The sequence below is a fragment of the Halorhodospira sp. M38 genome (genome assembly GCF_022227985.1).
Classification (GTDB): domain Bacteria; phylum Pseudomonadota; class Gammaproteobacteria; order Nitrococcales; family Halorhodospiraceae; genus Halorhodospira; species Halorhodospira halophila_A.
On record NZ_JAJNQP010000019.1, the window covers coordinates 1 to 26,881 of the forward strand.

The following is a 26,881-nucleotide window of genomic DNA, read 5'->3' on the forward strand; positions in this document are numbered from 1 at the left end:
TGTACGCCGGGAGAGATGCGGACCCAACCGGCCTGCGCCGGCAACGGGCGGCGCGCACTATCGAGCCCCCCAACGCACGGGAGCCCCACGGGCATGGATTCCACGAGGGACCCGGCGGCTCCAGCCGCTGGCGGCCGCTGCGCCGGTTGCGGACCCTCCCGACCCCCACACACTACCCCGATACGCCGCATGCCTCCGCATCCTCAGCCACCGAGCAGGAAGCCCTGCACCTGCTCAGCGCCCTGGGCGTAGTGGCGGCGCAGGCCCGCGACCTCGATGAACTGCTCGAGCACGGCCTGGCACGACTCATCGAGCAGACGGGGGCCGCCGCGGCCGCCGTGCGCCTCTTCGACGAGCAGGGTTATCTGCGCCTGGTCGAGGCCAACGGACTCAACGCCGGCTTCATCGACGCCGAGCGTCGTCAGCCGGCGGAGGGCTGCCCCTGCGCCATCGCCGGAGAACGCACCGCGGTGCAGTTCCGCGGCGACCTGCGTCAGTGCATCCGGCGCAGCGGCTGCAACCCGCTGCCGAACCGACCACAGCTGGCCATGCTGGCGGTACCGATTCTCGATCCGGGCGGCAACGGCGTTGGCATCTACAACCTGTACTTCGAACCGCACGAAGCACAGCGCTGGATGCACCCGCCGCGCATGCTGGAGTGGATCGGCCGTCAGCTCGGCGCGGCCATCGCCCGGATCCGCGAAGAGTACCGCACCCATCACAGCGCGCTGCAGGAGGAGCGCAACCTCCTCGCCCACGAACTACACGACACGGTCGCCCAGGAGGTGGCCACGCTGCGCCTGCGGGTCCGGCAGCTGGAGGAACGGGTCAGCAGCGGAGCCGACACCGAGGCCCTGCTCGCCCCGCTGGAGGATCTGCGCACCCGGCTCGACCACACCAACGACCAGGTCCGGACGGTGATGCAGCAGTTCCGCACGCAGGCGTTGGGCACGCCGCTGGAGACGGCCCTGAGCCGACTGGTCAACCGGTTCAGCCGGGACAGCGGCATCGAGGTCCGACTGATCCACCGCTGGCCGGAGCTGGCCCTCGGCGAGCGCGAGCAGCTGCACATCCACCGCATTGTCGAGGAAGCCCTGTCCAACGCCTGGCACCACGGCGGCGCCCGCAATGTCCGCCTGCAGCTGGAGACCCCCGGCGGTGACCTCTGCCTGCTGATCGAGGACGACGGGGGCGGCTTCGTGGTGGACGAGGTACCCGATTCGGACCCGACCCAGCCCCGCGGACACGGCCTGCGGGGGATGCGCGAGCGCGCCCGGCACCTGGGGGCGATCCTGAGCGTGGAGAGCGAGCCGGGCCAGGGCACTGCCATCCATCTGCGCCTGCCGCAGCCGCAGCGCCTGACGTGGACCACCAAGAGCCTTCACCAAGCGGGGTTCAACGACCATGCGTATCCTGCTTGTCGATGATCATCAGCTCTTCCGCGCCGCGCTGCAGGAGCTGCTCAACGCCCAGGGGCTGACCACCGCGAGCGGCTCCGGCCAGGACGACGTGCTCGCCCTGGTGGCTTCGTTCGGACCCGATCTGGTGCTGCTCGATCTGCGCATGCCCGGACAGGACGGGCTAACGGTCCTGCGGCGGATCCACGATCAGCACCCCGGGCTGCCGGTGGTGATGCTCACCGGCAGCGAGGAGGAGCGCGACTTGTTCGACTGCCTGCGCGCCGGGGCGCAGGGGTACCTGCTCAAACACAACGACCCCGATTACCTGATCTCCGCCTTGCACCAGGCCACCGACGGTAAGATCGCCGTGGCGCCCCAACTGACCGACACCCTGGCGCGGGCCCTGGGGCAGCCGCCTGATCAGCGAGCCGACGACACCCCGCCGGACCCCTTCGCCGGCCTCACCCCGAGGGAACGGGACATCCTCGAACGCCTGGCCGCCGGCGAGAGCAACAAGGTCATCGCCCGGCACCTGGGAATCTCCGACGGGACCGTCAAGCTCCATGTCAAATCGGTGCTGCGCAAGCTCGGCGTCCACTCCCGGGTTGAGGCGGCTATCAAGGCCGTGGACTTCGGGCTGACCCGTCGCCCCACCACCTGAGACGCCACCTCGGCTACCCTCTCCCCCGCGCGGGGGGCCGTTCAGCGACTGCAGTCCCCCGTTTGGGATATTCCGGGCAACGCTTGCACGCTGAAGAATGTGCCGGGCAGAGACGCAGACCGCCCGGCGCCGCCGGGCTGCCCTCCTGAACCGACGCTGAAGGGTCGCACAGTTATGGTCTTCGATTCCTTTATCGCAGCGCACTGGACGATGCTCGGCACCGTCTTCGCCATCGCGGTGGTCCTCGGTGCCGTCGTCAACAAGAGCAACTTCTGCACGATGGGCGCCGTCTCCGACATCGTGAACATGCAGGACTGGCAGCGGATGCGCATGTGGATCCTGATCATCGCCGTGGCGATCCTCGGCGTGGGGCTGCTCGAGCCACTGGGGCTGATCAATGCCGACGAGAGCATGCCACCATATCGCAGCGCCGACTTCGCCTGGGCCGGCTACCTCGTCGGCGGCCTGCTCTTCGGCATCGGCATGACCCTGGGCAGCGGCTGCGGCAACAAGACCGTGGTGCGCATCGGCGCCGGCAACCTCAAGTCGCTATTCGTGGCCGCGATCCTGGGCACGGTGGCCTTTTTCATGGTCAATCCCCTGCCGCTGGTCGACGCCTCGCTGCGCGATCTGCTCTTCGGATGGGTCCAGGCGACGGCCCTGTCCCACAGCCACGGCCAGGACCTGGGCAGCCTCATCGCCGGCGAGGCGGGGCACTGGGTGCGGCCGCTCCTGGCCCTGTTCATCGGCGGCGCCCTGCTCTACGCCGTGCTGCGGGTGACCGGCTTCCGCCGGGACCGCAACGCCGTCTCCGGGGCCCTGATCATCGGCGCCTGCATCGTCGCGGTCTGGACGGTGACCAGCAACGTCTACGTGGCCGACGAGATGGGTCAGCGGGATACCCTGCAGACCTACGCCACAGACTGGGACTTCCACCACCCCGACACCGACACCGGCCGCCCGGAGAGCACCCGCTGGCTGGCACCGCAGGGGGTCAACTTCGTTGGTCCGCTGGTGCAGAGCACCGAATACACCGCCAGCGGCTTCGATCCGGCACTGGTCACCGTGGGCGTGATGGTCATCGGCGGCGTAATCCTCGGCTCTTTCCTTTGGGCCCTGATCAGCCGCAGCTTCCGCTTTGAGTGGTTCGCCGACCGCCAGGACTTCAACCGCCACCTCAGCGGTGGCGTCCTCATGGGCATCGGCGGCCCCCTGGCAATGGGGTGCACCTTCGGCCAGGGCATCACCGGCATGTCCACTCTGGCCCTGAGCGCACCTCTGGCCCTGGGCGGACTGATCCTGGGCAGTGCCCTAACCATGAAGGTCCAGTACTACAAGCTCCTCTACGAAGACGAGGCGACCTTCGGCAAGGCCTTGGTCACCGGCTTGGTGGACCTGCGCCTGTTACCGGCATCGCTGAGGCAACTCGATGCGCTTTGACGGCAGCGGGCGGTGGGCCCCCGCCCGCCGCCTGATCCCCTGTCGCGAGTGGCCCCGTCCAACCCCGGCGAGCATCCGGGCCGACCTGATCGCCGGCATCGCCGTGGCGCTGGTGCTCATCCCCCAGTCCATGGCGTATGCGGCGCTGGCCGGTATGCCGCCCTACTACGGCCTGTACGCTGCCTTCCTGCCGGTGATCGTCGCAGCCGTATGGGGCTCCTCGCCGCAGCTGGCTACCGGCCCGGTCGCTGTAGTGGCCCTGCTAACGGCCTCGGCACTGACCCCGCTGGCCGAGCCGGGCAGCGGCGAGTTCATCACCCTGGCTATCGCCCTCGCCTTCCTGGTCGGCGTGATCCAACTGGTGCTCGGACTCTTCTCCCTGGGCACTCTGGTGAACTTTCTCGCCCACCCGGTCATCCTGGGCTTCACCAACGCCGCTGCCATCGTCATCGCCCTGTCCCAGGTCAACGACCTGCTCGGCGTTCCCTTGGACCGCGACGCCGGAATGCTGGTGGCCTTCGCCGACGTCCTCGGTCGGCTGGAGAATGCTCATCTGCCCACGCTGGCTATGGGGCTCGGCGCGCTGGCTCTGATGCTCGCCGCCCGGCGCTGGCTGCCGCGGATCCCCGGCGTCCTGCTGGCAGTGGCCGTCGGCGTGCCGGTGAGCTACCTGGTGGGGTTTGAAGACCTCGGCGGGGCCGTGGTGGGTACGGTGCCCGAGGGCCTGCCCGCGCCCGCGCTGCCCGAGCTGAGCTGGGACCTGGTGGTCACCCTGCTCGGCACGGCGGCGGTGATCGCCCTGGTCGCCTTCATGGAGGCGATCTCCATCGCCAAGGCCCTGGCGACGCGTACCCGCGACCGCATCGATCCCAATCAGGAGCTGGTCGGCCAGGGGCTGTCCAACCTCACCGCCAGCGTTTTCCAGGCCTTCCCGGTCAGCGGCTCGTTCTCGCGCAGCGCGGTGAACCACGACAGCGGAGCCCGCAGCGGCCTGGCCTCGGTCTTCACGGCGGCGCTGGTGGGCCTGACCCTGCTTTTCCTCACCCCGCTGCTCCACCACCTGCCCGAGGCAATCCTGGCGGCGATCATCATCATGGCGGTGATCGGACTGGTGAACATCCGGGCCCTGGTACAGACCTGGCACACCCACCGCCATGACGGTATCGCCGCGCTGGTGACCTTCGGCGGGACCCTGATCTTTGCCCCCCACCTCGACTACGGCATCCTCCTCGGCGCCGGGCTGGCGATCGTGCTCTACCTGCTGCGCACCATGCGCCCACGGGTGGTTATCCTCTCGCGCCACCCGGAGGACGGAGCGCTGCGCGACGCACGCTTCTTCGACCTGCCCGAGAGCGAGCACATCGCCGCGCTGCGCTTCGACGGGCCACTCTATTTCGCCAATGTCGGCCACCTAGAGGACACGGTGCTGCAGATCAACAACGAGCACCCGCAGGCGCGCTTCCTGCTGCTCGTCGCCGACGGCATCACCTCCATCGACTCCTCCGGGGTGGAGAGCCTGCACGGGCTGCGGGAGCGGCTTGACGACAATGGCGTGACCCTGGTGCTGGCCGGGGTCAAGCTTCAGGTCCGGGAGGTGATGCAGCGCGCCGGGCTGGAGACCGAGATCGGCGCGGAGAACATCTTCCGCCACGAGGACGACGCCATCGAGGCCATCCACCAGCGGATCGATGACCCGACCTTCGATCCAGCCCGGTGCCCCCTGGCACCGCAACGGGGCGCCGCAGTCTGATGGCGCCCCGTCACCTCAGTCGATATCGAAACGGTACATCAGGTCGAGGCCGCTATCCTCACCGCTGACCGCCTCGAGGTAAAGCTGCCAGGTCAGGTAGTAGCGCAGGGTCACGGTATTCACCGGGCTGAACACGGCCACCCCGTACGCGACGTAGAGCCGCGGAGTGATGTACCCGGAGAGCACCACTTGGGCGTCCTCGCCCTCGCCGGCAGTGTCGATGTCGAAATCGCGTATACCCACCTGCTCGGCCGCCGCGGTGACCACGCCGGCGCCACCGTAAAGCCCGAGGGCCAGGGCCGCCGAGGCGAGCATTTCGTCGGTCCCGGGGCCCTCGGCCCCCATCGGCCGCCCCCGGATCAGGTAGGACAGGGCGTTCTCCTGGGACATGGTCGGCTCGCTGAACAGCGTGACCTGGGGCTCGTCAGCAAAGCCGCCGACGCGGATGCCGGCCGTTACCCGGTCACGCTCGATCCGCCGCACAGCCTCGATATCGAGCTGCGGCCGATCCAGCGGACCAGCAAACAGCACCAGCCCCCGCCGGATGGCCAAGCGCTGCCCGTAGGCACGGTACTCGCCATCCTCGACGCGCAGCTCGCCGTAAGCCTCGGTGGATCCATCCGGCTGCTGGAGCACACGCAAGGCCCCGCCGAGGCGCCCGCGCACCCCGAAGGCGGCAAGGGTGACCGCATCGCCGAGGGCCAGCTCCACATCCCCCTCTACCTGCCAGCCTTCGGGCATGGCGTCGGTCAGCGCCGGCGCCTCTTCGTCGCGGCGAACCACCACCACATCGCGCGAATGCCCTACCGCCCGGTCCGGAAGCTCGCGTATGGCGATGGCGCCCCGCGGCACCTGCACCTGTCCACCAACGCGCACCTGGCCCGGGCGCACTGCCAGGTTCAGCCGCGGACTGACCGCCAACTCGGCGAACGGGGGCACGTCCGCCCATAGCTCGTCCCCGTCCAGGCCCAGGTCCACGCGCCAGTCATCCCCGTTCCAGGCGGCGTCCCCCTGGATCCGCGCCTGGCCGTCGCCGACCCGGAAGCCGCCGCCGATATCGGCCTGATCGCCGTCGAAAGCGACCCACAGCCCCAAGTCCTCCACACGGCTGGCGGACTGCGGCGCCGCTACGATGCCATCCCGCAGCTCGACCCGCCCGGCCAATCGCGGATCGCTGCGTGTACCGGTGAGCTGTGCCCGAGCATTGACCTCACCGGCCAGTTCGCTGAGGTCGGGCACAAGGGGCCGGAAGAAGCCCACGCGCAGGCCGTCGACCCTCAGTTCGCCGGCAACGGCCTCACCGTCCGCACGCGGATCGCCGCGGACCCGGAGCGCCGCATTGCCCGCATCGGCGGCCTCAAAGTCGAGCTGGGCCTCCGCCTCGTCAGGGCGATAGCGCCCCTGGACAGCCAGGCGCTGATAGTCGACGTCGCGAATCACCGGATCCCCATCGTCGAATTCGTCGTGTAGCGTCAGGGCCAGGCGCCCATCGAGGCTTTCCGCCCGGACCCGGGCGTCCACACCCTCCTCCGGGGTCCAGCGGACCGCGCCGTCCCCGGACAGGCCGCCCTCCCAGTCGACCCCGGCGGGGAGCCAAGGCTCTACCCAGGCCAGGTCGAAGCCCTCGAGGAGGAATCGCAGGTCGGCCCCCTCGGGGCCAGCGCGCACACCGTCGGGCAGCTGCAGGCGCGCGTCCCGGTAACGCCAGCACTGCGCCCCAAGTTCAAGCTCCTCGTCGGCATAGCGCATCGGGAAGGGAGCATCCAGGCGAACCCGGTGGTCGCGGAACTCGCCGCCGGCGTCCACGAGCAGACCACTCCACCCGAATTCCGGTTGCCAGCCCCCGGCCACCCCCAGGTGGCCCTGCCCCTCGGGGGCGTGCAGGCGCACCCCTAAGTGGTGGGCGGCGCGGCTGCCGGTGGCGCGCATCTCGAGTTCGTCGACTCCCCCCTGGGGCAGCTCGATACCTCGGGCCTGCACGACGGCATCGCCCGGCTGCTGCGCCAGCGCCGGGACATCGGCCTGCCAGTCCAGGGCATCGATGTGGTAGGCGTCGTAGCGCAGCCCGCGCCCACGGCCGGCACTTTCGATATCCAGGGCGCCGGGGGCGCCGCGCACCCGTGCATGGGCCTCCAGGGCGCCGCCCAGACGCTCGTCCAGCGCGCCGAGATCAGACAGCCGGGCGCGTAGCTCTACGTCCCAGGTCTCCGCCAGGGCACCGTCCAGCAAGACCTCCCCACCATCGACCCGCGCCTCGATGCCGCTCAGGCGCCAGACCTCGTCCAGGGTGTGCTCGCCACGGCCGCGGACGGCCACCGCGCGCCCGTGCAGCTCGCCACTCAGGCCGGGGGTATCGATGGTCAACGCCCACCCCTCCCCGCCGGCCTGACCGCGGACGCTGAGCGGTCCGCTCACCCCTTGCGGGGCCTGCGGCCATTCCAGCGACGGATCCAAGGCGACGGCCTCGGCGGTCACGTCCCAACGCACCCCGTCGGCGTCCCAGCCGAGCCGCGCCTGCCCTTCGAGCTCGCCGCCGAGCAGCTCACCCCGCAAATCGGTAAGACGCGCCCCCTCGGCATCAACCTCGAACCGGCTGCGCCAGTACCCGCGGGGCACGTGCTCACCGGTCAGATCGGTGTCCAGGGTGCCGCGCAGGCCGTCGAGATCCCCCTCGGCAGTCAGGTTCAGCCCTTCGGCGGCCACGACCCCCCGGGTATCCAGGGGCCAGCCGCCATCCAGATCCTCGGTCTCGATCCGCAGAGGCAGCTGCGGATCGAGCGGCTGGATATCCAGATCGATCGCGCCGCTGACCGGCCCAGCCAGGGTGCTGGTCACCCGCAACGCCGCCACGCTGCCGCCGAACCGCGAGGCGAAACGGAGACGTTCCGGCAGCCCGGGGGCTGCCGCCGTGCCGCGCACAAACAGGGACAGCGGATAGCTCTCGGCGGTATGCAGCGAGCCCTCCAGCTCCACCCGGGCGTCGTCCCGCTCGACCAGCAACCGATGGATGCGCCACTCGGTGCCGAAAGCCGTCCACGCGGTCTCCAGACGCTTGATCCGCTGCGCCGGGGCATCACCGAAGGTCAGGGTCACCTGCTCGACCAGCAGTTTCTCGACGTCGACGGCGAGGGGCAGCTCGATGCGGGGCAGGGTCAGCGGCTCGTCCCGGGCCTCCGGGTCGGCTTGGACCGGCGGCTCCTCTCCCTCGGCCACGGTCACCTCGACCCCACTGACCCGCAGGGAATCGACCCGCGCCTCACCGGCAAGCAGGCGCTGCGGCTGCCAGACCAGGGCCGCGCTCGTCACGGCGACGTCGACCCGTTCATCGCGCCAGCCCACGTCCGCCACTTCAACGCCCCGCGCGAGGTTGCCGCCGGTGACCCGCAGCTCCAGCCGCGGCTCCACCGACTCGGCCACGGCGGCGGCCAGGCGCGCCCCCGAGGTGGTCATCAGCAGCCAGGCAAGCGCCAGCAAAAGCAGGCCGAGCACCGCCAGAAGGATCGTGCCGGAAAGCTTGAACAGGCGACGCAGAGTGATCACAGGTCCGACCCCATGGAAAAGTGGAGACGCCAGGAGTCATCCGCCTCCCCCACCGTCGAGGCGAGATCGAGACGGACCGGCCCCACCGGCGACGACCAGCGGATGCCGAAACCGGCCCCGGTTTTCGCTTCGCTGCCGAGGTCGTCCCAGTCGGCGTAGGCATTGCCGCTGTCGAGAAAGACCGCCGGGCGCCAGTTGGGCGTAAGCTGGTAACCGTATTCGACACTGCCTACGGCCAGGTAACGCCCGCCGATCACCGTGCCGTCCTCCTCCGGCCCCAGCGTCTGGTACTTGTAGCCGCGCACGCTCTGATCACCACCGGCGTAAAAGCGCAGCGACGGCGGTACATCCGCGAATGAATCCGTGGCCAGCGCACCGACTTCACCACGGACGAGGAAACGGTGCCGCTCGCCCAGCGTGCGCACCCAGCGGGTGGCGGCACGCACACGGCGCAGCTCAATGTCCGAGGCCAGATCGGGGTCCGCCACCTCCAGGGCCAGCAGCTGCCGGTCGCCCCAGCGCGGATCGAGCCCGCCGCGGCTGCGCACCCGGCTCCAGCTGACGCCCGGGATGTAGAGCTGCGTCGTGCGCCGGTCGTCATCGATGCGGTATCGCTCGCGCTGGGCGCGCAGGGACAGGACCTGCTGCCAGCCACTCTCCAGCCGATGCCGGTGCTGAACGGAGGCGGTGATCTGCTCGGTATCGATGTCCGCCACGTCCTGGGCCTGGACCCCAAGCTGGTATTCCAGCTGGGTGCGCAGGGGGTCGCGCAGCGGCACCGTATAGGTGCCGCTCAGGTTCTGCCGGCGCTGGGCGATCTCGCTTTCCACCGCCAGGGAGTGACCCCACTGGTTAACCCAGGGCCGACGCCAACCCAGACGAATCCGGGCACCGAGGTCCGTGGTGTAGCCCACCCCGGTGGTGATCTCATGCCGGGCCCGGGTCGAGAGGTCCACGTCTACCGGCACCTCGCCCTCGTCCGTGCCATCGCGCTGCGGGCGAACGCGCACGTCGGAGAAATAGCCGCTGTCGAGCAGCTGGCGGTTGAAGGCCGCCACCTGCTCGGCGGTGTACGGCTCGCCGCGCTCGAAGGGGACCAGGCGCTGCAGGAACTCTTCGGCCAGGGGGGCTTCGGCGAACTGCACCACTCCGAAGCGGTACCGTATGCCGCTGTGGTAATGCAGGATCACCTCGGCCTCGCGGGCCTCCGGGTCCACCTCGACCCGGCGGGTGACGTAGCGGCCATCGAAGTACCCCCGATCCAGCGCGAGGTTCTGGATCGCCCGGCGCGCCGCCTCGTAGCGCCCGTGGTGGAGGACATCCCCCTCGGCGAGGCCGAGCCGCTGCTCGATCCCGGCGAGGGCCGGATCCGTCCCCGCCGGCCCGGTGATTAGCACGTGCACACGGCTCAGGCGGACCGGCTCACCCGGATCCACCAGCACGGTCAGCCGCACCTGCTCTTCGTCGATCCGCTCGCGACGCACCTGGACCTGCGAGTCGTAATAGCCCACGGCCTGCAGTCCGCGCTCGGCCCGCTCCGGGGCCCGCCGGCGGAAGGCGGCAACAACCGCGGGGTCGGCGGATGCCGGTTCGCCGATATGGCCGCGCACCTGATCGGCCAACTCGCCGCTGACCCCCTCGATGACCACCTCCACCCCGGCTTGGGCCGTACGCCCGGGCAGTGCCAGCAGGATCAGCAAGAGCACGACCGGCAGCCAGACCGGGGGGGTCACCAAGGGCCGGCACAGGCTTGTATACTCGGGGGCCGCGCCCCCCCGGGAGCGCCTTGGCCGATCAGAAGAGGGGATCACGAGGTCCATGCAAGAAGAGCCGGAAACGGAACGGACGGAACAGGATGAGCACCACCTGCGCCTGCGCAACATGGTCCTCGAGGACTATGACGATGTCGCGCGCATCATGGACCAAGTGTATCCCGATATGGACGGGGCGTGGTCCCGGGAGCAGTTCGCCGCGCAGATCAACCGCTTCCCGGAGGGGCAGATCTGCATCGAGGACAATGGTCGTGTGGTTGCCGGCGCCATCACGCTCATCGTGGACTACGGCCGTTTCGGCGACAAGCACACCTACGAGGAGATCACCGGCGGGGGCTACCTGACCACCCACGACCCCAACGGCGACGTCCTCTACGGCGTGGACATCTTCGTCGATCCGGAGTACCGCGCCATGCGCCTCGGCCGTCGGCTCTACGACGCGCGCAAGGAGCTGTGCCGGCGCCTGAACCTGCGCGGCATCGTCGCCGGCGGGCGCATTCCCGGCTACACCCGGCACGCCGACGAGATGTCGCCCGAGGAGTACATCGAGCTGGTCAAGCGCCGCGAGATCCACGATCCGATCCTCTCCTTCCAGCTCGCCAACGACTTCCACGTGCGGCGGATCATCACCGACTACCTGCCGTCGGACCGCGACTCGCACGCCTACGCCACCCTGGTGCAGTGGAACAACATCTTCTACGAGCCCAAGGAGCAGCCGCTGATCACGCGGCGCAAGGCCGTGGTCCGGGTTGGCACCGTGCAGTGGCAGATGCGCCCGATGAGCTCGGTCGATGAACTGATCGACCAAGTCGAGTTCTTCGTGGACGCCCTGGCCGGCTACAACGCCGATTTCGCCCTGTTCCCGGAGTTCTTCAACGGCCCGTTGCTGTCATTGTTCAACCAGGAGAACCCGGCCGAGGCCATCCGCGGACTGGCGCAGTACACCGACGAGATCGTCGATGAGATGTCGCGTCTGGCCGTCTCCTACAACATCAACATCATCGCCGGCTCGATGCCGGTCTACCAGGAGCAGTCGCTCTACAACGTCTCCTACCTGTGCCGGCGCGACGGCACCACCGACGAGCAGCACAAGCTGCACATCACCCCCGACGAACGCTCCTACTGGGGCGTGCGCGGCGGCGACGAGCTCAAGGTCTTCGAGACCGACATCGGCAAGATCGGCATCCTGGTCTGCTACGACTCCGAGTTCCCGGAACTGCCGCGAATCCTCAACCAGAAAGGGGCGCGCATCCTCTTCGTGCCGTACTGGGTGGACACGCAGACCGGCTACCTGCGCGTGCGCCGCTGCGCCCAGGCCCGGGCCATCGAGAACGAGTGCTACGTGGCGATCACCGGATCCGTCGGCAACCTGCCCAAGGTCGAGAACATCGACATCCAGTATTCACAGTCGGCCGTGTTCTCGCCGGCGGACTTCGCCTTCCCCCACGACGCCATCGTGGCGGAGACGACGCCGAACACGGAGATGACCCTGATCGTCGACCTGGACCTGGACAAGCTCACCGAGATCCGCAACGAGGGATCCGTCCGCAACTACAAGGACCGCCGCCTGGACCTCTACCGCATCCAGTGGCTGGGCCGGGACTGATCGGCCCGGCCCCGGAAATCAGGCGATCAGCGCCAGCAGCACGAGTACAGCGCAGACCACGGCGGTGAGCCGCCCGCGGAGCTGGCGGTACCAAGGCGGGAAGCCGGTCCCCGGATCGGCGAGGCGCTCGTAGCCGTACCAGGCGGCGAACCCGGCGGCCAGCAGCAGTGCCCCGGCGGCAGGGGCGGCAACAACCCCGAGCCCGGCACCCAGCCAGCCGACCAGCGCCGGCAGGACACCGACTGTCATGACCGGCCAGGGGCGCTGGTCCCGCAGCAGCGCCACCCCCCAGTGGACCCCGCCGAGGAACGCCAGGATGGCGGCGCCGTAGGCCAGGGTGGCGGCCACCGCCTGCTCGTGGACCCCCGCGGGAGCGGCGGCGGCCACCAGCAGGCCGACCACGAACGGGATCAGCCCGGCATAACCCAGCGCGCGGCCCGGGCGCTCGGCCCGTGCCGACGCTGCGGTGTCACCGCCGACCACCGGATGCTCGAGGAGCTCATCGGGACCGCCGACGAAGGCGCCGTGGACGAAGATCTGGGGCAGGCTCCGCCAGCCGGTCATCTCCTGGAGCTGGTGGAATCGGTCGCGCATCTGCGCCGATCCCATGGGCATCTCGACCTCCCGGTAATCCACCCCGCTGCGGTGCAGCGCCCGCACCACCGAACGGGTATCGGTCAACCCCGAGCGGAAGATGACCACCGTCGCCGAACTCAGCTCACGGGCCAATGCGGGATCGCCGCCGCCCTGCCGTATCGTGCCGTCATCTGTCATGCCAGCTCCTCCGGTTGCATCGCGCCCCCAGTGTAGGGGATCCGGCGCGGCACCGTCGCCGGACATGCGGACTCTGAAAGTCCACTTTTGCTAGCATGAATCGTCCGCCACACCGTTCAGCAAACCCGGGGATCCGAGCCATGTACGCACCCAAGGGCGAACCCATCACCTTCCAGCGCGACTGCGAAGCCGTGGTCATCCCCGCCGGGGACACCGGCATCATCCCCGCCGGCGCAGAAGGGGTGCTGACACAGGCCCTCGGCGGGAGCTACACCATCTACCTGCAGGGCTACCTGTTCCGCATCGACGGCGCCAACGCCGACGCTATCGGCAAGGAACCACCCCAGCCCCCGGAACTCCCGGAAGGCGCCGGCGACGAGGACGTGGAGCGGCTGATCTGGGAACAGATGGCCACCTGCTACGACCCGGAGATCCCGGTCAACGTGGTCGACCTCGGGCTGATCTACCGCTGCGACATCCACAAGGACGAGCACGGGCAGCGCCATGTGGACATCGACATGACCCTCACCGCGCCAGGCTGCGGCATGGGCGACATCCTCGCCCACGACGTCCGGGTCAAGGTGCAGATGGTGCCCACCGTCGCCGAGGCCCAGGTGAACCTCGTCTTCACGCCGCCGTGGAGCAAGGAGATGATGTCCGAGGCCGCCAAGCTGCAGGTCGGCCTGATGTAGTCGCAGACACTGGCGCCGCCGCGGGGGCGTGCCCCCGCGGCGGCGCGGACATCCGGCCGCGATCAGAAGCCCTGCTTCTCCATCCAAGGGATGATGCGATCGAAGGCGCGCTCGATATCGTCCATGGAGGCCGCGTAGCTGATGCGCAGCGAATTCGGGCAGCTGTCACCGAAGGCATCGCCGGGGACCACGCACACGCCGGTCTCTTTGAGCATTCGCGTGGCCAGATTGGTGGCGTCGGTGTTCGGCGGCAGCGACGGGAAGATGTAGAACGCCCCCTGCGGCCGATAGCTGGTCATATGCGGGGTGTTGCTGACCAGCTCCACAATGCGGTCACGACGCTGACGGTAAGCGTCGAGCATCTCGTCGACGCACGCCATCCCCCCCTTGAGGGCGGCAACCCCGGCCCACTGGGCCGGCGTGTTGGCGACCGTGGTGGTGAAGATGTGGAAGCGCTGGAGCTTCTTGATCGCCCCCTGGCTGGAGATCAGCCAACCGATGCGCAGACCGGCCATGCTGAAGGTCTTCGACAGGCTGGAGACCGCCATGACGTGGTCTAGGTCCGAGGTGCAGCGCAGCACACTCGGATACTCCATCTCGTCGAGCACCAGGTGATCGTAGACCTCGTCACTGAAGACGTAGACCCCGCGGTAGGCGGCCTCCTGGACGATGGCCTCGACGGTCTCCCGCGGGTAGACCGTGCCGGTGGGGTTGCTCGGCGAGTTGAGGATGATGCCGAAGGTGCGCATGCCGATGTTGTCGATCACCTCCTGCGGATCGATCTGATGACCGTGCTCCGCCCGGGTGGGGATCGGCTTGACCTCCGCGCCGTTCATGCGGATCAGGGGGGCGTAGAGGGGGAAGGTCGGATCCGGGACGAGGAACTGCCGCCCCGGCGCCGCCGTGGCGGCGATCGCCAGGTACATCGCCTCGGTGGCGCCGGTGGTGATGAGCACGTTCTCCGGGGCCAGCGGGCGATCGTAGCGCTCGCTGTAGTACTCCGCCACGGCCTCGAGCATCTGCGGCAGGCCGGCATCCATGGTGTAGCCGGTCTTGCCGTCGCGCAGGGCCTGGATATGCGCCTCGACCACGTGCTCCGGCATGGGGAAATCGGGCTGGCCGATGGACAGGTGGATCACGTCGTCCATCTCGGCCGCCATGTTCACCATCTTGCGGATGCCGGGGATGGGCAGGGCCCGGATCGAAGGGCTCCATACCGGCTCGCGCTCGTCGTCGGGATCGATATCGTCGGGATAGGCCACGGCACGCTCCCTGCGTTTCCTCGCACTGGACTCGCGGGTGGCGGCTGCTTCGCCACTCGCCCCTGACTGCAAAGTGTCATCCTTTCCAGTCCGCTTACAAGACCCCCGCGGCCGAAAGCCGGGCAGTCGCGCTCCTTGTCCCTCCCCCGTCCACCCGATACCTTGGACAGAAATAACCGCCAGGAGGTCGAGGGGTCATGGCCGACGGAGCACGACCTGTCATCGCCCTGCTCACCGCCCCGGACGAGGGACCGCCGCCGGGGCTCGAGCAGCTTGAGGACCGCGCCGAGGTCCGCCACGCCACCACCCGCGAAGGGCTCACCGAAGCCATCGCCGATGCCCGGGTCCTGCTGGTGACGGATTTCCGCACCCGCTTCGTCCGCGATGCCTGGCCCCACGCCCGTCAGCTCGAATGGGTCCACGCCACCAGCGCCGGCGTCGATGCCCTGCTCTTCCCCGAGATGGCCCGCTCCTCGATCCCCCTGACCAACGCCCGCGGCATCTTCGACCGGGCCATCGCGGAGACGGTGCTGGGGATGATCCTGCTCTTCGCCAAGGACATGCGTACCACCCTGGCCCTGCAGGAGCGCCGCGAATGGCGCCACCGTGAGACCGAGCGCATCCAGGGCAAGCGGGCGCTGGTCGTCGGGGCCGGATCCATCGGCCGGCAGATCGCCCGGCTACTGGACGGCGCCGGGCTGTCCGTCGACGGCGTGGCCAGCCGTCCGCGCAGCGACGACGCCGACTTCGGCACGGTCTACGGCACAGCGGACCTGCACGAGCAGCTGCCGCGGGCGGACTACGTGATCATCGCCGCCCCGCTGACCGACGCCACCCGGGGGCTGTTCGACCGCCGTGCCTTCCGGGCCATGGACCCCGGCGCGCGCCTGATCAACATCGGCCGCGGGCCGATCGTGGTCACCGAGGATCTGGTCGCGTCCCTGCACGACGGGGAAATCGCCGGCGCCGCCCTGGACGTCTTCGAGGAAGAGCCCCTGCCGGCGGCCCACCCGCTGTGGGACATGCCCAACGTCTTTATCTCGCACCATATGGCCGGCGATTTCGTCGGCTGGCGCAAGGCGCTGATCCATCAGTTCATCGACAACTTCGAGCGGTGGTCCACCGGCTCACCGCTGTGCAACGTCGTCGACAAGCAACGCGGTTACGTGCCACCGGAGAATCCAGCATGAGCAGCAACCCCAACGCCATCGCCGAACTCACCGCCAGCGAACTGCTCCGTCGCTACCGCGGCGGCACCCTTTCCCCCGTCGAGGCCACGGAGGCGGCCCTGGCGCGGATCCGGGCCCACAACGAGACGGTCAACGCCTTCTGCCTGGTGGACGAAGAGACGACGCTGGCCGCTGCCCGGCGCGCCGAGCAGCGCTACCACAACACCTCGCCGATGGGCGAGCTCGATGGCGTGCCGGTGGCCATCAAGGACGTCTTCCTGACCCGCGGCTGGCCCAATCTCAAGGGCTCCAAGACCGTCGACCCGGCCGGCCCCTGGGAGCAGGACGCCCCGGCGGTCTCGGCGCTGCGCCGCCACGGCTTCGTGCCGCTAGGCAAGACCACCACGCCGGAACTCGGCTGGAAGGGGGTCACCGACTGCCCCTGCTACGGCGTCACCCGCAACCCCTTCGACCCCGACAAGACGGCCGGTGGCTCCAGCGGCGGCAGCGCCTCCTCGGTGGTACTGGGCATGGGCCCGCTGGCCCTGGGCACCGACGCCGGCGGCTCGATCCGCATCCCGGCCGGCTTCTCGGGCCTGGTCGGGCACAAGCCAACCCAGGGCCGGGTGCCCCTGTGGCCGGCGAGCCCGTTCGGGCAGCTAGCCCACCCGGGCCCGATGACCTGGACCGTGGAGGACGCCGCACGGCTGATGAACGTCATCGCCGAACCCGACCCCCGGGATCCGACCCTGCCCGCGGCCGGCGGCGACTACGTGGCCGCACTGGCCGGCGGTGTCGGCGGCCTGCGCGTGGCCTTCAGCCCCAACCTCGGCTACGTGCAGGTCGATCCCGAGATCGCGCGCAGCGTGGCCGAGGCGGCGCGCCTGTTCGAGGCGCTGGGCGCGCAGGTCGAGGAGGTGGATCCGGGCTTCGCCGACCCGCGCGAGGCCTTCGATCTGCTCTTCTTCGGCGGTGCCGCCAACGCCCTGCGCAGCATCCCCGAGGAGCGCCACGCCGAGATGGACCCCAACCTCATCGAAGCGGTGGGCAGCGTTCGCGACGCCTCCATGCTCGACTACCTGGCGGCGATGAACGAGCGGGCCGCGCTCATCGAGCGCACCAGCCTGTTCCACCAGCGCTACGACCTGCTGCTCACACCGACGCTGCCCATCCCGGCGTTCACGGCCGGGCTCGAGGTGCCGGAGGGGTGGCACGACCGCCGCTGGCCCAGCTGGACCCCCTTCACCTACCCGTTCAACATGACCGGCCAACCGGCCTGCTCGGTACCGTGCGGCTTCACGGCCCAGGGCCTACCCATTGGCCTGCAGATCGTTGGCACCCGGCACGCCGACGCGCTGGTCCTGCGTGCGGCCCACACCTACCAGCAGGCCGCGCCGCTGACTGACCAGCGACCAGCCTGGGCCCACTGACCGGCGGGCACCGGCTCCGGAATACCGAACCACGACTCCGCTGCCAAGAAGGTCAACATGATCGATTCTCCGCTACTGCCCGAATTCAACTCTTACATCGCCGGCAACTGGGTGGGCGCCGACAACGGCGCCACATTCCAGATCACCAACCCGGCCAACGGCGAGCTGCTCGGCGAACTCCCGGCGCTGGGCGCCCACGAGGCCAACCGGGCGGTCGATGCCGCCGATGCCGCCCTGGCGGAAACGCCGGACCTGGAGACCCGGCGTGGCTGGCTGCAGGCCATCGATGCCGCACTGCGCGAGCACCAGGAGGAGCTCGGGCGCATCCTGACCCTGGAACACGGCAAACCCCACGCCGAGGGCCAGGGCGAGGTGCTCTACGCTGCCGGCTTCTTCGCCTACGCGGCCCGCAACCTCGATGCACTCGCCCCGCGGACCCTGGAGGAACAGCCCCGCGGCTGCACCTGGACCGTACACAACCGTCCAGCGGGCGCGGTGGCCTTGGTCACGCCGTGGAACTTCCCCATCGGCATGATCGCCAAGAAGCTCTCCGCCTCCCTCGCCGCCGGGGCGCCGGCGGTGGTCAAGCCGTCCTCGAAGACGCCGCTGACCATGGTGGCGCTGTTCACCCTGCTCCACCGCGAGCTGGACCTGCCGCCGGGCATGGTCAACCTGGTCACCGGGGCCGCGGGCCCCATCGGCGATGCCCTGCTCGCCGACCGGCGCATCCGGGTGTTCAGCTTCACCGGCTCGACCGGCGTCGGTCAGCAACTGATCCGCGCCAGCGCCGACGACTGCACGCGCCTGGCTCTGGAACTCGGCGGCAACGCACCGTTCATTGTCTTTGCCGACACCGATCTTGACTGGGCCGCGGATCAGCTGATGGCCAACAAGTTCCGCGGCGGCGGACAGACCTGCGTCTGCGCCAACCGCATCCTGGTCGAGGCGTCGGTGATCGACACCTTCTCCGAGAAGGTGGCCGAGCGCGCCGCCCGGCTGACCGTCGGTGATGGCATGGCCCCCGGGGTGGATCTGGGGCCGCTGATCGACCGCAGCGGTTACGACAAGGTCCGCCGCCACTACCTGGACGCCGTCGAGCAGGGCGCCACGCCGGTGCTCGGCGAAGACCCGGGCCCGCTGGAGCACGAGCACGGCGCCTACTTCCCGCCGACGGTCGTCCGCGGCGTCACCGCCGACATGGCCTGCTGGCAGGAGGAGACCTTCGGGCCGCTGGTGCCCATGGCCGCCTTCGGCGATGAGGCCGAGGCGCTGGCCATGGCCAACGATACGGAGTTCGGCCTAGCCGCCTACCTGTTCACCGGTGACGACGCCCGGGCCGAGCGATTCATCCGGCGCCTGGCCTTCCCCCACGTGGGCTGGAACACCGGCAGCGGCCCGACGCCGGAGGCCCCCTTCGGCGGCATGAAGCTCTCCGGCTACGGCCGCGAGGGCGGCCTCGAGGGGCTGTTCGAGTTCATCGATACGCAGACCGTGCCCCGCGGCGGCTGACCCTCCGCGGCGCCCCGGTGGCCTGCGGCTGCCGGGGCGCCCCACCCCGCCTACCCGTCGGCCCCGCGCACCTCGCGGAGCGACGAGGCGCCCAGCGCCAGCGCCAGGAGCCGATCCACCCCCAGCGCCACACCGGCGCAATCGGGAACGCCCTGCTCGAGCGCGGTGAGCAACCGCTCATCGAGCGCGTGTACCGGCTGGCCGGCACCGCGGCGCTCGGCCTGCTCGGCCCGGAAGCGCTCGCGCTGCGCCGCCGCATCGGTGAGCTCATGGTACCCGTTGGCGATCTCCAAGCCGTCGATGAAGAGCTCGAAGCGCCGGGCCGTGCGCGGGTCGGCGTCGTCCAGGCGGGCCAGGGCGGCCTGGCTGGCCGGGAACCCATCGAGAAAGGTCAACTTACCGTGGCCCAGGGCCGGCCCCACGGCGTGAGAGAGCAGCAGATCGAGCGTCTCATCGCGCCCCGCCGGGACGCCCCCGTGCAACTCGATGCCCTGGTCCGCCAGAGCGTCGCGGAGCACGTCATCCGCGTCGGCCAGGGGATCGACACCGGCATAATGACGAAAGGCCCCTTGGTAGGACCAGCGCTCCACCGGGCGATCACCGACAAGCAGCGCCGCCAGCGCCGCCACCTCGTCCATCAGGTGGTGGTGATCAAAACCAATGCGATACCACTCGAGCAGGGTGAACTCGGCGGCGTGCCAGCGCCCGCACTCGCCACCGCGCCAGGCCGGACCGAGGTAGTAGATGTCGCCACTGCCGGCGGCAAGCATCGCCTTCATGGCCGATTCCGGCGAGGTCTGCAGGTAAGCGGTGGCGCCGTCAGCGGCGGCGCCTGGCACCGAGATGCTCTCCAGCGCCGGGTCCATGGCCGCAGGACCGAGACACGGCGGCTGCACCTCCAGCACCTCGCGCTCGGCCAGGAAGCGGCGGATCCGTGCCAGCTCCCGCCCCACCCGGCGCACGGTGGCACCATCGGCGCCGCCGCGCGGAGCGCCGGCCGCCATCGTCAGTCCTTGGCGCGGCTGACGTACTCCGCCTTGCGGGTGTCGACGCGCAGCACCTCACCCTCCTCGATGAACAGGGGCACCCGCACCGTGGCTCCGGTCTCCAGCTTGGCCGGCTTGGTGCCGCCGCTGCTGGTATCGCCACGCACACCCGGATCGGTCTCGATGACCTTGAGGTCGACGAAGCTCGGCGCCTCGACCTGCAGCGGCGCGTCGTTCCAAAGGATCACGGTGCAGGTATCCTGCTCCTTGATCCACTGGGCCACATCGCCCACGGCGCTGGCCGGGGCGGCCTTCTGGTCGAAGGAGTTGGGATCCATGAAGTACCAGAACTCACCGTCGTTGTAGAGGTACTGGAGTTCGGTCTCCATGACGTCCGCCGCCTCGACGCTCTCGCCGGACTTGAAGGTCTTCTCGACGACGCGGTTGGTCTTCAGATTACGCAGCTTGACGCGGTTGAAGGCCTGCCCCTTACCGGGCTTGACGAACTCGTTCTCGACGATGGTGTAAGGATCACCGTCGAGCATAATCTTGAGTCCGCCCTTGAATTCGTTGGTGCTATAGGTCGCCATAATCCCCTCGGGTATGCGAAGTTGAAGCGATGCTAACCGATACGGCCCGACAGCCCAAGCCAGGCAGGCAACGCCGCGCCAACGAGCGCTGGCGCCAGGAGCTGATCGGCGCGATCCGCCAACCCGCCGAGCTGCTCCACCGCCTGGACCTGCCCGAGGCCCTGCTCGCCCCGGCGGAGCGGGCGGCGCGGTCATTCCCGCTGCGGGTTCCAGTTCCCTATCTGGCACGCATCCGGCCCGGGGATCCCCACGACCCACTGCTGCGTCAGGTGCTCCCCATCGATGCGGAACTCGAGACGCACCCCGGCTACACCGCGGATCCCCTGGCCGAACAGGACGGGCACCCCGGCAGCGGCGTCCTGCAGAAGTACCAGGGCCGCAGCCTGCTCATCGCCACCGGGGGCTGTGCCATCCACTGCCGCTACTGCTTCCGGCGCTGCTTCCCCTACAACCGCGAACCCGGCTGGCGCACCGCCCTCGACCGGCTGGAGCAGGCGGGAGCGCCGGAAGAGGTGATCCTCAGCGGCGGCGATCCGCTGCTGCTCGATGATCAGGCCCTGGGCGCCTGCCTCCGGCGCCTCGGTGAAATCGAGGCGGTACGCCGGGTGCGTATCCACACACGGCTGCCGGTGGTGATCCCGTCCCGGGTGACGGCCGCCCTGGCCCGCCATCTGGGACAGACCCGCCTGCAGACCGTGGTCGTCGTTCACGCCAACCACCCCAGGGAGGTCGACGCGGAGGTGGGCTCGGCGCTGGCCCGTCTGGGCAATGTCTGCTCGACAGTGCTCAATCAGACGGTCCTCCTGCGAGGGGTCAACGACGACAGCGCCACTCTGGCAGCGCTCTCCGAGCGGCTGTTCGCCGCTGACGTCCTGCCCTATTACCTGCACCTGCTCGACCCGGTGGCCGGCGCCGCCCACTTCGACGTCGACGAAAAAACCGGGCAGCGGCTCTGGGCGGAACTCGCCCGGAGACTGCCCGGCTACCTGGTCCCGCGCCTGGCCCGCGAGGAGCCCGGCGCGGCGGCCAAGACGGTGATTACACCGGACGCGCCTTGAGCGCCTCGATGCGCTCATCCAGCGGCGGGTGCGACATGAACAGCCGCTTGATCGAAGAGCCGCCCATCCGGCCATTGATGCCGAAGGCCTCCATCTCGTCCGGCATGTTCTGCGGCTCCACCGAGCGCTTGAGCTTCTCCAGCGCAGCGATCATCTTGTCGCGCCCGGCCAGCTTGGCGGACCCGGCGTCGGCCCGGAATTCGCGCTTGCGCGAGAAGTACATGGTAATCATCGAGGCCAACACGCCGAGGACCATCTGGGCGAAGATCATGGTGATCCAAAAGCCGGGGCCGTGGCCGTCCTCGTTCTTGAACACCACCCGGTCGACGAAGCGCCCGGCGACGTGGGAGAGGAAGATCACGAAGGTGTTCACCACGCCCTGAATCAGGGTCAGGGTGACCATATCCCCGTTAGAGACGTGGGCCACCTCGTGGGCGATGACCGCCTCGGCCTCGTCTCGGGTCATGTTCTGCAGAAGCCCCGAGCTCACCGCCACCAGGGCGCTGTTGCGCCGGGCGCCGGTGGCGAAGGCATTGATCTCCGGGGCGTCGTAGATCGCCACATCGGGCATGCCGATGCCCTCGCGCTGGGCGAAACGGCGCACCGTCTCCACCAGCCACTGCTCCTGCTCGCCGCGCGGGCTCTCGATGGGCCGTGCGCCCATCATCTTCATCGCCATGTACTTGGACATGGCCAAGGAGATGAACGAGCCGGCGAAGCCGATCCCGGCGGCGAAGATCAGCAGCGTGACCATCTCCGCGTCGATACCTTGCTCGCGGAGGAACTGCTCCACGCCGAGCAGGTTGAGGATGATCGACAGCACCAACACGACGGCGAGGTTGGTCGCCAGCAATAACGCGATCCGGGTCAGCATCGTTGAGAACGCTCCTCTTTCGTCAGACTGCGGGATCCACTTCCTGGCGCTTGGATTGGGTTCGGCGGCAAAGGTTTCAAGACCCCGTCACCGCACTCAGACGTCGACACGCAGGCCGCGGACCTGGCGCAGACCCCGCGGCAGCTGAACGCCACGCCGCCCCCGGGCGGCGCGGAAGGCCTCCAGGTCGTCGCGACTGAGCCGCTTGCCGGTCTTGCCGGCCTCCACCCGCAGCGCCGCGCCGGCGGGCAGCACGGCCACAGCCACCACCACCTCCTCGCGGCTGCGCAGGCGCTGGGCGGGGATACCGATGAGCTTGTTGCCCTTGCCGCGGGCCATCTCCGGCAGTTCCTCCAGCGCGAAGACCAGCAGCCGCCCGTCGGAGCTGGCCACGGCCACCTCGGCGCCCTCGAGCTCGGCGGGTAGCTCCACGGGGGGCAGCACCGCCGCCCCTTCGGGCAGGGTCAGCACGGCCTTGCCGGAGCGGTTGCGCGAGAAGAGCTCGCGCAGGGGGACACGGAAGCCGTAGCCGGCGTCGGAGGCGAGCAGCCAGCGCGACTCCGGGTCGCCGGCGAGCACCGATTGGAAGCGTGCCTTCTCCGGCGGGGTGAGCCGCTTGGTCAGCGGCTCGCCCTGGCTGCGCGCCGACGGCAGCGTGTGGGCCGGCACCGCGTAGGCCCGGCCGGTGGAGTCGAGGAAGACCGCCGGCTGGTTGGAGCGCCCCGGGGCGTGATCCAGGTAGCCGTCACCGGCCTTGTAGGAGAGCCCGGAGGGATCGACCTCGTGCCCCTTGGCCGCGCGCACCCACCCCTTCTCCGAGAGGACGATGGTCACCGGCTCGCTGGGCATGAGCTCGGTCTCATCCATGGCCCGCGCAGGGCCGCGGTGGACCAGCGGCGAGCGGCGCTCGTCGCCGTGGGCCTCGGCGTCGCTGAGCAGCTCGCTCTTGACCTGCTCACGCAGCCGCGCCTCGTCGCCGAGGGTGGCGCGCAGCTCGTCGCGCTCGCGCTCCAGATCCCCCTGCTCACCACGGATCTTCATCTCCTCGAGCCGCGCCAAGTGGCGCAGGCGCAGCTCGAGAATCGCCTCGGCCTGGGCATCACTAAGCCCGAAGCGCTCCATGAGCACCGGCTTGGGCTCGTCCTCTTCGCGGATGATGGCGATGACCTCATCGATGTTCAGGTAGGCGGTCAGCAGCCCCTCGAGGATGTGCAGCCGATCCTCCACCTTGCCCAGGCGCCAGGTCAGGCGACGGCGGATGGTCTCGGTGCGGAAGCTCAGCCACTCGGCAAGCAGATCGCGCAGGGAGAAGACGCGGGGGCGGCCGTCGAGGCCGATCACGTTGAGGTGGACGCGGTAGCCGCGCTCCAGGTCGGTGGTGGCGAACAGGTGATCCATGACCCGCTCCGGGTCCTGGCGCCGGGAGCGCAGCTGGACGACGATGCGCACCGGCGCGTCGTGGTCCGACTCATCGCGCAGGTCCTCGACCATGGGCAGCTTGCGCGACTGGATCTGGGCGGCGATCTGCTCCATGACCTTGGCGCCGGCCACCTGGTAGGGGAGCGCATGGATGACGATCTGCGCCTGCTCTCGCTCGTACTCCCAGCGCGCCCGGGCGCGCACGGTGCCGTGACCGCGCTCGTAGATGGTGCGCAGCTCCTCGCGCGGGGTGATCACATCCGAGGCGGTGGGGAAATCCGGCGCCGGGACGTGCTCGCAGAGCTCGGCGGTGGTGGCCTCGGGATGGTCGAGCAGGTGGACGCAGGCGGCGACCACCTCGCGCAGGTTGTGCGGGGGGATGTCGGTGGCCATGCCCACGGCGATCCCCGAACCGCCGTTGAGCAGCACGTTGGGCAGGCGCGCCGGCAGGCGCTCCGGCTCCTGGAGGGCGCCATCGAAGTTGGGGATCCACTCCACGGTGCCCTGCCCCAGCTCGCTGAGCAGGACCCGGGCGTAGGGGGTCAGACGCGCCTCGGTGTAACGCATGGCGGCGAACGACTTCGGGTCGTCCGGCGATCCCCAGTTGCCCTGGCCGTCGATCAGCGGGTAGCGGTAGGTGAACGGCTGGGCCATGTGGACCATGGCCTCGTAGCAGGCGGCATCGCCGTGGGGGTGGTATTTGCCGAGCACATCGCCGACGGTACGCGCCGATTTCTTGTGCTTCGACGCCGCCGAGAGGCCGAGCTCGGACATGGCGTAGACGATCCGCCGCTGCACCGGCTTGAGGCCGTCGGAGACGTGGGGCAGCGCCCGGTCGAGGATGACGTACATGGAGTAGTCGAGATACGCCCGCTCGGTGAATTCACGCAGCGGCTGGGTCTCGAAATCGGGGGCGACGGGATCGGACATAGTTTCTCGGATTCAGTGCTTAGGTTTGCGGGGGTCCGTGCTCAGGGTTCGTCCAACGCCTGAACACTAGATGACAATCTCCGCCAGGTTGCCCTTACTCTCCAGCCACTCCCGGCGCTGGGCGGCGGCGCCGCGGCCGAGCAGCATGCCCAGCAGGCGCTCGGTCTCCTCCGGATCGTCGACGGTGAGCTGGACCAGGCGGCGGGTATCCGGGGCCATGGTGGTCTCGCGCAGCTGCATCGGGTTCATCTCGCCCAGACCCTTGAAGCGGGTCTCCTGCACCTTGCCCTTGATGCGCTCGGCCTCGATGCGGTCGAGGATGCCCTGGCGCTCGTCGCGGTCGAGGGCGTAGAAGGTCTGCTTGCCGACGTCGATGCGGTAGAGCGGCGGCATGGCCACGTAGACGTGCCCGCCGGCGACCAGAGCCGGGAAGTGGCGCTGGAACAGCGCGCAGAGCAGCGTGGCGATGTGCGCCCCATCGGGGTCGGCGTCGGCGAGGACGCAGACCTTGTGGTAGCGCAGCCCGGAGAGGTCGTCGCTGCCCGGATCGACCCCCAGCGCCACGGCGATGTCGTGGACCTCCTGGGAGGCCATGACCTCATCCGGGGCCACCTCCCAGGTATTGAGGATCTTGCCACGCAGGGGCATCACCGCCTGGAACTCCCGCTCGCGGGCCTGCTTGGCCGAGCCGCCGGCGGAGTCGCCCTCAACCAGGAAGAGCTCGCTGCGCGCCGGGTCCTGCCCGGTGCAGTCGGCCAGCTTGCCGGGCAGGGCCGGGCCGCTGCCGACCCGCTTGCGGGTGACCTTCCTCGCGGCGCGCTGGCGGCGCTGCGCGGCGCGCACCACCAGGTCGACGATCTGCTCGGCGCTCTGGGTGTGCTCGTTGAGCCACAGGCTGAAGGCATCCTTGACCACCCCGGAGACGAAGGCGGCGCAGTTGCGCGAGGAGAGCCGCTCCTTGGTCTGCCCGGCGAACTGCGGCTCGTGCATCTTCACCGACAGGACGTAGCTGATGTGTTCCCAGACATCCTCCGGGGCGATCCGCACCCCGCGCGGGAGCAGATTGCGCAGCTCGCAGAACTCCCGCAGGGCCTCGGTCAGCCCGGTGCGCAGACCGTTGACGTGGGTCCCGCCCTGGGCGGTGGGGATCAGGTTGACGTAGCTCTCCGCCGGCCCGCTGCCCTCCGGGAGCCAGACCAGGGCGCACTCCATCTCCTCGTGCTCGGAGCCGAGCCGGGCGGTGAACGGGGGATCGGGCAGGTGCTCGTACTCGGCCACCGCCCCGGCCAGGTAGTCGCGCAGGCCGTCCTCGTAGTACCAGCTCAGCTCCTCCGGCGCCTGCCCATCGCCGGCGCTGGCATCGCGCAGGACCACCGTCAGCCCGGGGCAGAGCACCGCCTTGGCACGCAGCAGATGCTCAAGGCGCGGGCGCGAGAAGCGTGCGCTGTCGAAGTAGCTGACATCCGGCCAGAAGCGCAGCGTGGTCCCGGTCTCCCGCGTCTTGCCCACCTGCTCCAACGGCTCGATGCGCTCCCCTGCGGAGAAAGCGATGGTGTGCTCGGCGCCGTCACGGCGGATGTGCACCTGCAGCCGCGTCGACAGGGCATTGACCACCGAGACGCCAACCCCGTGCAGGCCGCCGGAGTAGCGGTAGCTCTTACTGGAGAACTTGCCGCCAGCGTGGAGCCGGCCGAGGATCACCTCCACGGCCGGGACCCCTTCGGTGGGGTGGGTATCCACCGGCATCCCGCGGCCGTCGTCGCTGACCTCCAGCGAACCATCGGCGTGCAGAGTCACCTCGATACGCCGGGCGTGGCCGGCCACCGCCTCGTCGACGCTGTTGTCGATGACCTCCTGTGCCAGGTGGTCGGGGCGGTTGGTCTCGGTGTACATGCCGGGGCGCCGGCGCACCGGCTCCAGGCCGGTGAGGACTTCGATGTCGGTGGCGTCGTAGGTCTGCTGGGTCTTGGTCGTCATCGGATCACGTGGTCGCGGATCGGGCCATTGAGGGTTCGCGCT

At 69.5% G+C, this 26,881-nt stretch carries 19 protein-coding genes; 10 read left to right on the plus strand and 9 right to left on the minus strand.

Annotated features, from left to right (window positions below):
- The 4 genes from LRA98_RS10465 to LRA98_RS10480 all read left to right on the plus strand — a co-directional run.
- Window positions 1-1,427: GAF domain-containing sensor histidine kinase (locus tag LRA98_RS10465; protein ID WP_238640838.1), on the plus strand; the 1,427-nt coding region annotated here is incomplete at its 5' end.
- On the plus strand, window positions 1,405-2,061 hold the full coding sequence (locus LRA98_RS10470; RefSeq protein ID WP_201172005.1) for a response regulator: 657 nt from the start codon (window positions 1,405-1,407) through the stop codon (window positions 2,059-2,061). The genes LRA98_RS10465 and LRA98_RS10470, both read left to right, overlap by 23 nt.
- Window positions 2,062-2,235: 174 nt before the next feature.
- Window positions 2,236-3,501 carry a YeeE/YedE family protein gene (locus LRA98_RS10475; RefSeq protein ID WP_238632803.1) on the plus strand — a complete coding sequence of 422 codons (1,266 nt, stop codon included), beginning with the start codon at window positions 2,236-2,238 and terminating at the stop codon, window positions 3,499-3,501.
- Window positions 3,491-5,251, plus strand: coding sequence for a SulP family inorganic anion transporter (locus LRA98_RS10480; RefSeq protein WP_201172010.1), 1,761 nt, complete (start codon window positions 3,491-3,493; stop codon window positions 5,249-5,251). Before LRA98_RS10475 ends, LRA98_RS10480 begins: the two co-directional genes overlap by 11 nt.
- Before the next feature lie 15 nt (window positions 5,252-5,266).
- Here the strand turns inward: LRA98_RS10480 and LRA98_RS10485 are convergent, their stop codons facing one another.
- Together LRA98_RS10485 and tamA are read right to left on the minus strand one after the other, a co-directional pair.
- Window positions 5,267-8,791 carry a translocation/assembly module TamB domain-containing protein gene (locus tag LRA98_RS10485; RefSeq protein WP_238632805.1) on the minus strand — a complete coding sequence of 1,175 codons (3,525 nt, stop codon included), beginning with the start codon at window positions 8,789-8,791 and terminating at the stop codon, window positions 5,267-5,269.
- Window positions 8,788-10,524, minus strand: coding sequence for an autotransporter assembly complex protein TamA (tamA, locus tag LRA98_RS10490; protein ID WP_238632816.1), 1,737 nt, complete (start codon window positions 10,522-10,524; stop codon window positions 8,788-8,790). The genes LRA98_RS10485 and tamA overlap by 4 nt, the downstream gene beginning before the upstream one ends.
- Before the next feature lie 85 nt (window positions 10,525-10,609).
- On the opposite strand from tamA, the gene LRA98_RS10495 reads away from it, so the two are divergent.
- Window positions 10,610-12,169 carry a bifunctional GNAT family N-acetyltransferase/carbon-nitrogen hydrolase family protein gene (locus LRA98_RS10495; protein ID WP_201172018.1) on the plus strand — a complete coding sequence of 520 codons (1,560 nt, stop codon included), beginning with the start codon at window positions 10,610-10,612 and terminating at the stop codon, window positions 12,167-12,169.
- Window positions 12,170-12,187: 18 nt separating this feature from the next.
- On the opposite strand, the gene LRA98_RS10500 is transcribed toward LRA98_RS10495, so the two are convergent.
- On the minus strand, window positions 12,188-12,943 hold the full coding sequence (locus LRA98_RS10500; RefSeq protein WP_201172020.1) for a DUF3429 family protein: 756 nt from the start codon (window positions 12,941-12,943) through the stop codon (window positions 12,188-12,190).
- A 140-nt stretch (window positions 12,944-13,083) separates the two neighbouring features.
- Between LRA98_RS10500 and sufT the strand changes: the two genes are divergently transcribed.
- On the plus strand, window positions 13,084-13,635 hold the full coding sequence (gene sufT, locus LRA98_RS10505; RefSeq protein WP_201172022.1) for a putative Fe-S cluster assembly protein SufT: 552 nt from the start codon (window positions 13,084-13,086) through the stop codon (window positions 13,633-13,635).
- 62 nt (window positions 13,636-13,697) lie between these two features.
- Here sufT and LRA98_RS10510 read toward each other — a convergent pair whose 3' ends face one another.
- Window positions 13,698-14,897 carry an aminotransferase class I/II-fold pyridoxal phosphate-dependent enzyme gene (locus tag LRA98_RS10510; RefSeq protein ID WP_201172034.1) on the minus strand — a complete coding sequence of 400 codons (1,200 nt, stop codon included), beginning with the start codon at window positions 14,895-14,897 and terminating at the stop codon, window positions 13,698-13,700.
- Window positions 14,898-15,094: 197 nt separating this feature from the next.
- Between LRA98_RS10510 and LRA98_RS10515 the strand changes: the two genes are divergently transcribed.
- The 3 genes from LRA98_RS10515 to LRA98_RS10525 are packed head-to-tail and all read left to right on the plus strand — an operon-like array spanning window position 15,095 to window position 19,005.
- Window positions 15,095-16,087 carry a D-2-hydroxyacid dehydrogenase gene (locus LRA98_RS10515; RefSeq protein WP_201172036.1) on the plus strand — a complete coding sequence of 331 codons (993 nt, stop codon included), beginning with the start codon at window positions 15,095-15,097 and terminating at the stop codon, window positions 16,085-16,087.
- Window positions 16,084-17,496 (plus strand): amidase, encoded by a 1,413-nt coding sequence (locus LRA98_RS10520; protein WP_238634010.1) that lies wholly within the window; start codon window positions 16,084-16,086, stop codon window positions 17,494-17,496. Before LRA98_RS10515 ends, LRA98_RS10520 begins: the two co-directional genes overlap by 4 nt.
- 57 nt (window positions 17,497-17,553) lie before the next feature.
- On the plus strand, window positions 17,554-19,005 hold the full coding sequence (locus LRA98_RS10525; protein ID WP_201172051.1) for an aldehyde dehydrogenase family protein: 1,452 nt from the start codon (window positions 17,554-17,556) through the stop codon (window positions 19,003-19,005).
- 50 nt (window positions 19,006-19,055) lie between these two features.
- Here LRA98_RS10525 and epmA read toward each other — a convergent pair whose 3' ends face one another.
- Together epmA and efp are read right to left on the minus strand one after the other, a co-directional pair.
- Window positions 19,056-20,009 (minus strand): EF-P lysine aminoacylase EpmA, encoded by a 954-nt coding sequence (epmA, locus tag LRA98_RS10530; protein ID WP_238634009.1) that lies wholly within the window; start codon window positions 20,007-20,009, stop codon window positions 19,056-19,058.
- Window positions 20,010-20,011: 2 nt separating this feature from the next.
- Window positions 20,012-20,581, minus strand: coding sequence for an elongation factor P (gene efp / locus LRA98_RS10535; RefSeq protein ID WP_238634008.1), 570 nt, complete (start codon window positions 20,579-20,581; stop codon window positions 20,012-20,014).
- A 29-nt stretch (window positions 20,582-20,610) separates the two neighbouring features.
- Between efp and epmB the strand changes: the two genes are divergently transcribed.
- Window positions 20,611-21,639, plus strand: a complete 1,029-nt coding sequence (epmB, locus tag LRA98_RS10540) for an EF-P beta-lysylation protein EpmB (RefSeq protein WP_238634007.1) — start codon at window positions 20,611-20,613, stop codon at window positions 21,637-21,639.
- Here the strand turns inward: epmB and htpX are convergent.
- The 3 genes from htpX to parE all read right to left on the minus strand — a co-directional run bounded on the left by htpX (window position 21,620) and on the right by parE (window position 26,839).
- On the minus strand, window positions 21,620-22,510 hold the full coding sequence (gene htpX, locus LRA98_RS10545; protein WP_238634011.1) for a protease HtpX: 891 nt from the start codon (window positions 22,508-22,510) through the stop codon (window positions 21,620-21,622). The two genes, epmB and htpX, sit on opposite strands and share 20 nt — an antisense overlap.
- A gap of 99 nt (window positions 22,511-22,609) precedes the next feature.
- Complete coding sequence (gene parC / locus LRA98_RS10550) at window positions 22,610-24,862, minus strand: DNA topoisomerase IV subunit A (RefSeq protein ID WP_238634006.1); 2,253 nt, start codon at window positions 24,860-24,862, stop codon at window positions 22,610-22,612.
- A 66-nt stretch (window positions 24,863-24,928) separates the two neighbouring features.
- The gene (gene parE / locus LRA98_RS10555; RefSeq protein WP_238634005.1) at window positions 24,929-26,839 is read right to left on the minus strand and encodes a DNA topoisomerase IV subunit B; all 1,911 of its coding nucleotides are present in this window, start codon (window positions 26,837-26,839) and stop codon (window positions 24,929-24,931) included.
- Between the last annotated feature and the right edge of the window lie 42 nt (window positions 26,840-26,881).

Bases quoted from the DNA above. Each gene is read 5' to 3' on its own strand.
- LRA98_RS10470 (WP_201172005.1), top strand. From the start codon at position 1,405: ATGCGTATCCTGCTTGTCGATGATCATCAGCTCTTCCGCGCCGCGCTG.
- LRA98_RS10475 (WP_238632803.1), top strand. From the start codon at position 2,236: ATGGTCTTCGATTCCTTTATCGCAGCGCACTGGACGATGCTCGGCACC.
- LRA98_RS10480 (WP_201172010.1), top strand. From the start codon at position 3,491: ATGCGCTTTGACGGCAGCGGGCGGTGGGCCCCCGCCCGCCGCCTGATC.
- LRA98_RS10495 (WP_201172018.1), top strand. From the start codon at position 10,610: ATGCAAGAAGAGCCGGAAACGGAACGGACGGAACAGGATGAGCACCAC.
- LRA98_RS10500 (WP_201172020.1), bottom strand. From the start codon at position 12,943: ATGACAGATGACGGCACGATACGGCAGGGCGGCGGCGATCCCGCATTG.
- sufT (WP_201172022.1), top strand. From the start codon at position 13,084: ATGTACGCACCCAAGGGCGAACCCATCACCTTCCAGCGCGACTGCGAA.
- LRA98_RS10515 (WP_201172036.1), top strand. From the start codon at position 15,095: ATGGCCGACGGAGCACGACCTGTCATCGCCCTGCTCACCGCCCCGGAC.
- LRA98_RS10520 (WP_238634010.1), top strand. From the start codon at position 16,084: ATGAGCAGCAACCCCAACGCCATCGCCGAACTCACCGCCAGCGAACTG.
- LRA98_RS10525 (WP_201172051.1), top strand. From the start codon at position 17,554: ATGATCGATTCTCCGCTACTGCCCGAATTCAACTCTTACATCGCCGGC.
- epmA (WP_238634009.1), bottom strand. From the start codon at position 20,009: ATGGCGGCCGGCGCTCCGCGCGGCGGCGCCGATGGTGCCACCGTGCGC.
- efp (WP_238634008.1), bottom strand. From the start codon at position 20,581: ATGGCGACCTATAGCACCAACGAATTCAAGGGCGGACTCAAGATTATG.
- epmB (WP_238634007.1), top strand. From the start codon at position 20,611: ATGCTAACCGATACGGCCCGACAGCCCAAGCCAGGCAGGCAACGCCGC.
- parC (WP_238634006.1), bottom strand. From the start codon at position 24,862: ATGTCCGATCCCGTCGCCCCCGATTTCGAGACCCAGCCGCTGCGTGAA.
- parE (WP_238634005.1), bottom strand. From the start codon at position 26,839: ATGACGACCAAGACCCAGCAGACCTACGACGCCACCGACATCGAAGTC.